General features: G+C 61.7%; 8 protein-coding genes and 1 pseudogene. 6 read left to right on the top strand and 3 right to left on the bottom strand.

The window, feature by feature from the left end; translation table 11 throughout:
• From EOC06_RS03950 to EOC06_RS03935, 4 genes and pseudogenes are all read left to right on the top strand, one after another.
• Positions 1-442, top strand: a pseudogene (locus tag EOC06_RS03950) (ROK family protein); the annotation flags it as partial.
• Positions 442-888 carry an RbsD/FucU family protein gene (locus EOC06_RS03945; RefSeq protein WP_128307151.1) on the top strand — a complete coding sequence of 149 codons (447 nt, stop codon included), beginning with the start codon at positions 442-444 and terminating at the stop codon, positions 886-888. The pseudogene EOC06_RS03950 and the gene EOC06_RS03945, both read left to right, overlap by 1 nt.
• A complete protein-coding gene (locus tag EOC06_RS03940; RefSeq protein WP_128307150.1) occupies positions 885-1808 on the top strand; it encodes a carbohydrate kinase in 924 nt (307 codons plus the stop codon). The genes EOC06_RS03945 and EOC06_RS03940 overlap by 4 nt, the downstream gene beginning before the upstream one ends.
• A gap of 248 nt (positions 1809-2056) precedes the next feature.
• Entirely contained in the window at positions 2057-3199 is a 1143-nt protein-coding gene (locus EOC06_RS03935) for a DegT/DnrJ/EryC1/StrS aminotransferase family protein (protein WP_128307149.1), read from the top strand.
• Positions 3200-3214: 15 nt separating this feature from the next.
• Here EOC06_RS03935 and cysQ read toward each other — a convergent pair whose 3' ends face one another.
• The 3 genes from cysQ to cysD are packed head-to-tail and all read right to left on the bottom strand — an operon-like array spanning position 3215 to position 6859.
• Positions 3215-4003 carry a 3'(2'),5'-bisphosphate nucleotidase CysQ gene (gene cysQ / locus EOC06_RS03930; protein ID WP_164748814.1) on the bottom strand — a complete coding sequence of 263 codons (789 nt, stop codon included), beginning with the start codon at positions 4001-4003 and terminating at the stop codon, positions 3215-3217.
• A 10-nt stretch (positions 4004-4013) separates the two neighbouring features.
• Positions 4014-5951 carry a sulfate adenylyltransferase subunit CysN gene (cysN, locus tag EOC06_RS03925; RefSeq protein WP_164898452.1) on the bottom strand — a complete coding sequence of 646 codons (1938 nt, stop codon included), beginning with the start codon at positions 5949-5951 and terminating at the stop codon, positions 4014-4016.
• Between the two features lie 2 nt (positions 5952-5953).
• Positions 5954-6859 (bottom strand): sulfate adenylyltransferase subunit CysD, encoded by a 906-nt coding sequence (cysD, locus tag EOC06_RS03920; RefSeq protein WP_027035869.1) that lies wholly within the window; start codon positions 6857-6859, stop codon positions 5954-5956.
• A 489-nt stretch (positions 6860-7348) separates the two neighbouring features.
• Here cysD and EOC06_RS03915 point away from each other — a divergent pair, with 489 nt between their 5' ends.
• Positions 7349-8674, top strand: a complete 1326-nt coding sequence (locus EOC06_RS03915; protein WP_128307154.1) for an O-antigen ligase — start codon at positions 7349-7351, stop codon at positions 8672-8674.
• The coding region (locus tag EOC06_RS41625; protein ID WP_245469318.1) for an NAD-dependent epimerase/dehydratase family protein at positions 8671-8783 on the top strand (113 nt) is incomplete at its 3' end. The genes EOC06_RS03915 and EOC06_RS41625, both read left to right, overlap by 4 nt.

Raw genomic sequence — 8783 nt, 5'->3', positions numbered from 1 at the left:
CATGCCGGTGCCCGGGCCGGACGGCAAGCCGACCCAACTGATCGATGTCGCTTCCATCGCCATGCTCGAAAAGGCGCTCAATGCGCGCGGCGTCGAAGCCTCGCATCTGTGGACCTCGCCGGAAGATTGGGGCGAGATCGGACCCGAGCTTGACGACTGGATTGCCAGCGCCTCAAGGGCGCTCGCCTACGCCATCGTCGCCGCATCCTCGATCATCGATTTCGAAGCGGCGGTGATCGACGGCTGGATGCCGAAAGCGGTGCGCCGCCGGCTGGTCGACGCCATCATCGCGGCAATCGCCACGATCGATGGCGAAGGCTTGAAGCTGCCCGCCATTCGCGAGGGAACCGTCGGCATCCATGCCCGGGCACTCGGCGGCGCCAGCCTGCCACTTTCCGAACGCTTCCTGATCGGCTCGACGACGATTTCCAGGAGCGCCTGATGCTGATCGGAATTCCGGCGCTGCTCGGTCCGGAGCTTCTGGCGATCCTGCGCGGCATGGGTCATGGCGACGAAATCGCCCTTGTCGACGGAAACTATCCGGCGGAACAGCAGGCAACCCGGCTGGTGCGCGCCGATGGTCACCCTCTTATCCCCGTACTCGACGCGATCTTGAGTGTGCTGCCTGTCGATGACGCGGTGCCGGAGGCGCTGTTTCGCGCCTCGGTCAAGGGCGATCCCTCGCTTGCCGATCCCGTCCATCATGAGATCGAGGCGATCTGCGCCAAACGGGCGCCAGGCCGCAAGGTGGTTGCGCTGGCCGGCGCCGACTTCTATGCACGGGTCAAATCGGCGCATGCCATCGTCGCGACAAGCGAGCCGCGGCTCTACGCCAACATCATCATACGCAAGGGCGTGATCCATCCGCCGGAGACCAGGAAGACATGATCCTCTGCTGCGGCGAAGCCCTGATCGACATGCTGCCGCGCACGACGACAGCGGGTGAGCCGGCCTTTGCGCCTTATGTCGGCGGCGCGGTGTTCAACACGGCGATCGCGCTTGGCCGGCTCGGCGCGCCGGCAGGCTTCTTTTCAGGCCTGTCGTCGGATCTGTTCGGCGGCCAGTTCCGGGATGCGCTGGGGGCAAGCAAGGTCAGCTCCACCTATGCGCACACCTCACCACGGCCAACGACGCTGGCCTTCGTCAAGCTCACCAACGGCCAGGCGACCTACACTTTCTATGACGAGAACACCGCCGGCCGCATGCTGACCGTCGACGACCTGCCGCAGCTTGGCAGCGAGATCGAAGCCATCCTGTTCGGCGCCATCAGCCTGATTTCGGAGCCCGCCGGCAGTGCCTATGAGGAGTTCATGCGGCGCGAGCATGAAAGTCGAGTGATGATGCTCGATCCCAACATCCGGCCGAACTTCATACGGGACAAGGCCAAGCACCTCAGGCGCATTCGCGCGATGATGGCGATGGCCGACATCGTGAAATTGTCGGACGAAGACCTGAACTGGTTCGGCGAAGCCGGCTCGCACGAGGATGTCATCCGCAACTGGCTGGACCGAGGCCCGAAGCTGATCGTCGTCACCCATGGCAGCGAAGGCGCCGTCGGCTATACCAGGGAACATGCCGTCACCGTCATGCCGGAAAAGGTCGAGGTGGTCGACACGGTCGGCGCCGGCGATACCTTCAACGCCGGCATCCTCGCCTCCTTGCATGAGCAGGGCCTGCTGACCAAGGCGGCGATTTCCGGCTTGTCGAAAGACGCCATCCACAAGGCGCTGGCGCTCGGCGCGAAGGCGGCGGCAGTGACCGTGTCGCGGGCCGGCGCCAATCCACCCTGGCGACATGAAATCGCCTGAGCAACGCTCAACATAAGTTGAGCCCAATCGATCACTTTATGTTTCGCAGGGGCTCTTTACAGGGCTATAAGGGCGGGATGGCGCCCGACGAAGCCCGGATTTCCGGCATCTGACTGACATTCGCCGGGAAATACTGGTAACGGACTGCGACACTTGGGCAATTTGGGGCTCCGCCTGCCCGGCTTTCTCGGCAAGCGCAACTCTGGTACCAGCGGCCGATTATCTGGCTAACCCGTTTTGAGGCCGACATGCAGTTCATCGATCTTGGCGCGCAGCGCGAACGAATCCGCGACCGGCTGAAGGCCGCGATCGACCGTGTCGTCGACGAAGGCCGTTATATTCTTGGCCCGCAAGTCACCGAATTCGAGAATAAGCTTGCCGCCTATATCGGCACCAAGCATGTCGTGGCCTGCGCCAACGGCACCGACGCGCTGCTGTTGCCACTGTTTGCGGCCGGCATCGGCCCGGGTGACGCGGTGTTCGTGCCGAGCTTCACTTTCGCCGCCACCGCCGAAGTGGTGGCACTGGCCAAGGCCGAGCCGGTGTTCGTCGATGTCGACCCGCATAGCTACAACATCGACATTGCCAGCCTCGAAGCGGCCATCGCCATGATCAAGAAGGAAGGAAGGCTGAAGCCGAAGGCTATCATTCCTGTCGATCTGTTTGGCCTAGCCGCCGATTACGAGGCGATCATGGCGATCGCCAACCGCGAAGGGCTGATGGTGATCGAGGATGCCGCCCAGTCGATGGGCGGTTCGCTCGACGGCAAGATGTGCGGTGCTTTCGGCCATGTCGGATCGACCAGCTTCTATCCGGCCAAGCCGCTTGGCTGCTACGGCGACGGCGGCGCGATGTTCACCAATGACGATGCGCTGGCCGAGCAGCTTCGCTCCTTCGCCTTCCATGGCAAGGGCGAGACGCAGTACGACAATGTCCGCGTCGGCATCAATTCGCGACTCGACACGATCCAGGCGGCGATCCTGATCGAGAAGCTGGCTATCCTGGAAGACGAGATGGTCGCCCGGCAGGTGGTGGCAAAGCGCTATGCCGAAGGGCTTGGCGATATCGTCACTGCGGCGCGCAATCTGGACGGCAGCCGTTCGGCCTGGGCGCAATACGCGATCGAGACGCCCAAGCGCGACGGGCTGAGGGCGCATCTCGGCGAAAAGAGCATTCCGTCTGTCATTTACTACGTGAAGCCGCTGCATGCCCAGGTCGCTTATCGCGACTACCCGCGCACGCCGACCGGCCTTGCCGTATCGGAAGACCTGCCGAAGCGGATCCTGTGCCTGCCCATGCACCCTTATCTCAGCGAAGCCGACCAGGACCGCATCATCGAGACGATCCGCAACTATATCGGCTCGAATTCGGCGCAGGCCGCGGCAGAGTAAGCTGCCGAGCCTTTCTCAGCCGGGGCCCGCCGCCCTGCCGCTGGCAATGAAATGCGGATTGGCAAAATCCTCGTCGTCGCTTTGCCTGCGCTTGCCATAGACCAGAGGTTGGCCGTCGAGCGTGCGCGTCATGCCGCCGGCGGCGCGCAGGATGGCGTCGCCCGCCGCTGTGTCCCATTCCATGGTGCGGCCGAAGCGCGGATAGACATCAGCCTCGGCACTGGCGAGAAGGCAGAACTTCAAGGACGAACCGACCGAAACGATTTCGGCGGCACCGAGGTCGCGAATATAGGCCTCGGTTTCCGGTGTGTTGTGAGACCGACTGGCGACGACGGCCAGCGGCGTCGCGGCCGTTCTCGCCGCGATCGGCCGGCGGCCGACGATCTGGTAATCGCCATCGATTTCGAGTGATTCCGCCCTGCCCGGCAGGCCGGAAAAGAAGCGGCCCGTGCAGGGCGCAAAGACGACGCCGACTTCCGGCACGCCATCGCGAACCAGCGCGATGTTGACGGTGAAATCGGTGCGGCGGTTGACGAACTCCTTGGTCCCATCGAGCGGATCGATCAGAAAAAAAGCCCCGTCCAGGTCGGGCGGCACGATGCCGGCGGAAGCTTCTTCCTCGGCCACGCAGGGGATATCGGGAAATGCGGCACGCAGTCCGGCGAGAATGATCTTTTCGCTCTCGCGGTCCGCCTCGGTCACCGGCGAGGCGTCGGACTTACGGTCAACCGCACAGCCGGCGTGGAACACGCGCATCACCTCGCGCCCGGCCGACAAGGCCAGGCGCTCGAAGATTTCAAGCATCAGCCTGTCGTCAGATGCCGCCGCCGCTATCGTATTGGTCTTCGGCAATGTCGCGCTCGTTCAGCCAGTGTTCCAGGGCGTCGACCATCTCTTCGGCCGACTTGCCGAGTGTCCGCAGATGGACCTCCGGGGTTTCCGGCGCTTCATAAGGGGAATCGACGCCGGTGAAATTCTTGATCTCGCCATTCAGCGCGCGCGCGTAGAGGCCCTTCGGATCACGCCGGGCGCATTCCTCGAAAGGCGTATCGACATACACCTCGACGAATTCGCCGTCGGCCATCAATTCACGTGCCATGCGCCGCTCGGCGCTGAAGGGCGAAATGAACGAAACAATGACGATCAACCCGGCATCGGCCATCAAACGCGCCACTTCGGCGACGCGGCGGATGTTCTCGACGCGATCGGCGTCGGTGAAGCCAAGATCGCGGTTGAGACCGTGACGGACGTTGTCGCCGTCCAGGATATAAGTGTGGCGGCCGGTGGCGAACAGCTTCTTTTCGAACAGGTTGGCGATGGTCGACTTGCCGGAACCCGACAGCCCGGTGAACCAGAACACGGCGGGCCGTTGGTTCTTCATGTCGGCGCGCACGCGCTTGCCGACATCGAGCGACTGCCAATGGATGTTTTCGGCGCGGCGCAACGAGTGCAGGATCATGCCGGCGCCGACCGTGGCGTTGGTGATGCGGTCGATCAGGATGAAGGCGCCGGTGGTGCGGTTTTCGGCGAAGGGATCGAAGGCGATCGGCGTCCGCGTCGAGATGTTGCAGATGCCGACTTCGTTCATTTCGAGCGACTTGGCCGCTTCATGGGCAAAGTCGTTGACGTTGATCCGATATTTCAGGTCGGTGACGGTGGCGCTGGTCTGGTCGGTCTCGGTGCGCAGGATGTAAGAGCGGCCTGGCAGCAACGCATGCTCGTCGAACCAGACGATGTTGGCGGCGAACTGATCGGCGACCTGCGGCCGTGCGGCAGGCGAAACCAGCATGTTGCCGCGCGAGATTTCGACTTCGTCATCGAGGACGAGCGTGACGGCCTGGCCGGCGGCCGCCTGGGCGAGATCGCCGCCATACGAGACGATCCGCTTGACGCGCGAGGATTTGCCGGACTTGGCGACAACGACCTCGTCGCCGGGCGTAACCGAGCCGGAGGCGACCGTGCCGGCAAAGCCGCGAAAGTCGAGATTGGGACGGTTGACATACTGGACAGGGAAACGAAACGGCAGTTCGACCATCGCTTCGTCGACCGATATGGTTTCGAGATGCTCGATCAGCGTCGGACCGGAATACCATTCCATGCTTTCCGACCGGCGGCTGACATTGTCGCCATAACGGGCCGACATCGGGATCGGCACAATGGTCTGGAAGCCGAGATCGCGCGAGAATTGCCCGTAGTCTTCGACGATCCGGTCGAAAACCGCCTGATCGAAATCGACAAGATCGATCTTGTTGACGGCCAGCACGACGTGGCGGATGCCGAGCAGCGAGGCGATGATCGAATGCCGCCTTGTCTGGCGAAGCACACCCTGCCGGGCATCGATCAGCACGATCGCCAGGTCGGCGGTCGAGGCGCCGGTGGCCATGTTGCGGGTGTATTGCTCGTGGCCAGGTGTGTCGGCAACGATGAATTTGCGTTTCGGCGTGGCGAAGAAGCGGTAAGCGACGTCGATGGTGATGCCTTGCTCGCGCTCGGCCTCCAGACCGTCGACCAGCAGCGCGAAATCAATGTCGTCGCCCGTCGTTCCATGCTTGCGCGAATCGCGTTCGAGCGCGGCGAGTTGGTCCTCGAAAATCTGCTTGGTGTCGGACAGCAGGCGCCCGATCAGCGTCGACTTGCCGTCATCGACCGAGCCGCAGGTCAGGAAGCGCAGCAGCGACTTCTTCTCCTGCGCAGCCAGATAGTCGCGAACGCCGTCGGTGGGGGCGAGGCTCTTTGCCATGATGTGGCGCATGGTCAAAAGTACCCCTCGCGCTTCTTCTTTTCCATCGAGCCGGCTTCATCGCGGTCGATCAGGCGACCCTGCCGTTCGGACGTGCGTGCCGTCAGCATTTCGCCGACGATGGCTTCCAGCGTGTCGGCATCCGATTCGATGGCGCCGGTCAGCGGATAGCAGCCAAGCGTGCGGAACCGCACCAGCCTGTTCTCCACCGTCTCGCCGGGGCGCAGTTTCATGCGCTCGTCGTCCCGCAGGATCAGCATGCCGTCGCGTTCCACCACCGGTCGTTCCTTGGCGAAATAGAGCGGCACGATCGGGATACTTTCCTGCAGGATGTACTGCCAGATATCGAGTTCGGTCCAGTTCGACAGCGGAAAGACGCGGATCGATTCACCCGATGCGATGCGGGTGTTGAATATCTTCCACATTTCGGGGCGCTGGTTCTTCGGATCCCACACATGCTGGGCGTTGCGGAAGGAAAAGATGCGCTCCTTGGCGCGCGATTTCTCCTCGTCGCGACGAGCGCCGCCAAAGGCCGCATCGAAACCGTATTTGTCGAGCGCCTGGCGCAGCGCCACGGTCTTCATGACATGGGTGTGGGTGTTCGAACCATGGTCGAACGGATTGATGTTGTCGCGCACGCCGTCTTCATTGACATGAACCAGGAGATCGAAGCCGAGTTTCTGCGCCATCTGATCGCGAAAGGCGATCATCTCGCGGAACTTCCACGTCGTGTCGACGTGAAGAAAGGGGAACGGCGGCTTGGCGGGATAAAACGCCTTCATCGCCAGATGCATCAACACGGATGAATCCTTGCCAACCGAATAGAGCATGACCGGCTTGGCAAAAGCGGCCGCAACCTCACGGAATATATGGATGGACTCGGCTTCAAGCCGCTGAAGATGCGTAAGCGCTGTTGTCATGGGCCGTGGGCGTTCTTTCGTATCTTCCAACAGAAGACCTTGCCTCAAATCATCGAGCTCTTCGCGCCCGGTTCGAGCCTTGTTTCTGGACGTTCTTTCTCGTGCCGGCGTTCTAGCAGATCGCCATTGTCAAGAACAATGCTGGACTGACCCAGCCGCACATGGTTCGAGAATGAATTTTCCACAGATGCCGGCAAATCCGGAAATTCCTGCCTGCAAGCTCAACGGCCCAGAAAACGCGGGGAAAATATTGCTTGAATGGACCGGCTGCGGCTTTCAAGGGACTTCCTCTGGTCGGCCCGCGCCTGCCGCCGATTTTCGGTGGCAATCTGCCCTATACACTATCGAAAATGGGGGGCAGCCGCTATACCAGCCTCGGGAAACGGGCAAGTGCATCATCAGGCATGGGGCAATTTCGAGGCGAGCGTATTCAACTTCGCTAAACAAGATCCGCCGCATGAAACTTGCCGAAGACAGCGAGCCCGAAAATTGACCCGGCTTTCACCCCTGAGACAGCAATTCACGCCTTCGCGGATCAACAACTACTTCTCCATCCTTTGCTTCTTTTTTCCACCGGTTCTGGGGTCGGTGGTCAGCTTTGTGTTCAATGGCGGAGGCCTTTCGTCAGCCCTGCTGATTGCTTCAGGGAAAAGGCGCTTCAACGCCGACCGGCCCGTGATCTGGATGACGGTCGCGATCTATGCCTACTGCGCCTCCAATCTCCTGGCGTCCATCGTCAACAACTCGTTCGCCCGGGATGCGCCACATCTTATCCCGCTCGTCACCTTCCTGTTTTTTCCCGTGTCCTATTCGACCTGGAGCATCACGCAGAAAACCACGCTTACCCGCATCATCGTGCTTTCCAGCATGGCCGCCTGTTTTGCCGCGCTGCTCATGGCCGTCATCCAGCAATATTGGATTGGCGTCAGGGCCGAGGGGGGAGCCGGAAATCCGATCGTCTTCGCAACCGTCGTCTGCCTTGCCGTGGTGATGTGTGTGGCTGGCGCCTTGTCCGGTGTTGAGCAAGCCCGGACACCCCTCTTCTACGCGGCACTGGCAGGGACGATCGCCGTCATCTATTCCGGCTCGCGTATCGTCTGGCTGGCACTGCTGATCGCCGGCATCGCCGTCATGCTGATCAACCGGCACAGGCTCAGAGGCAGGAATGCCGTTCGCCTGCTGCTGCTGCTGGCGGCGGTCGGCGTCGTGATCGCCGCTTCCAGCTTCCAGGAGATATCCGGGCGGGTCGACTTTTTGCGCTCCGATTGGGGTGCGCTTGGGGCTGGCGGCAATTACGACACCTCGTTGGGAATACGTGTTGCGCTTTGGGAGATCGGCCTCAAAGCATTCCATGACATGCCACTGTTCGGGCACGGTGTGGGTGCAACCCAGCATCTGATCAAGCAGGGCTTTCATGAGCAGTTCGCGATGGACACAGGCTTCAACCATTTTCACAACGGCTTCCTGACCGCCTTGGTGCAAGCGGGAATTCTGGGTGCCGTGACGCTGGCGGCGATCTTTATCGTTGCCGCTGGAAATGCCGCCCGGGTCTTGCGAAACAGCAACGATCCGAGCGAGCGGTTCGGCGCGACCATGATTGTTGTCGTGGTGATCACCTATCTGACGGCCGGAATGACAGGCATCCTGATCGGCCATGACATTCTGGACTCGGTGCTGATGGTCTTCATGGTGAGCGGAACATATCTCGCCTCCGGACGCCATGTTCCTTTGTTGGAAGAGCAGGCACTTGCACCAGTGATGGAAGAGCGAGCACTTCCATCAGTCACCAGAGAGCTGTTTCGGGTAAGGCCATGAAGGTTCTGGTCACGGGCGCGACAGGTTTCATCGGGCGCCTTGTCGTGCGCCACCTTCGCGAAGCCGGTGCCGAGCTTCGCCTCGCCTCCCGCCATCCCGAGAGGCTTGG

The sequence above is a fragment of the Mesorhizobium sp. M7A.F.Ca.MR.362.00.0.0 genome, assembly GCF_004023175.1.
Classification (GTDB): domain Bacteria; phylum Pseudomonadota; class Alphaproteobacteria; order Rhizobiales; family Rhizobiaceae; genus Mesorhizobium.
Note: the sequence above shows the minus strand (reverse complement) of the source record. Positions and strands in the feature narration are given on the sequence as shown.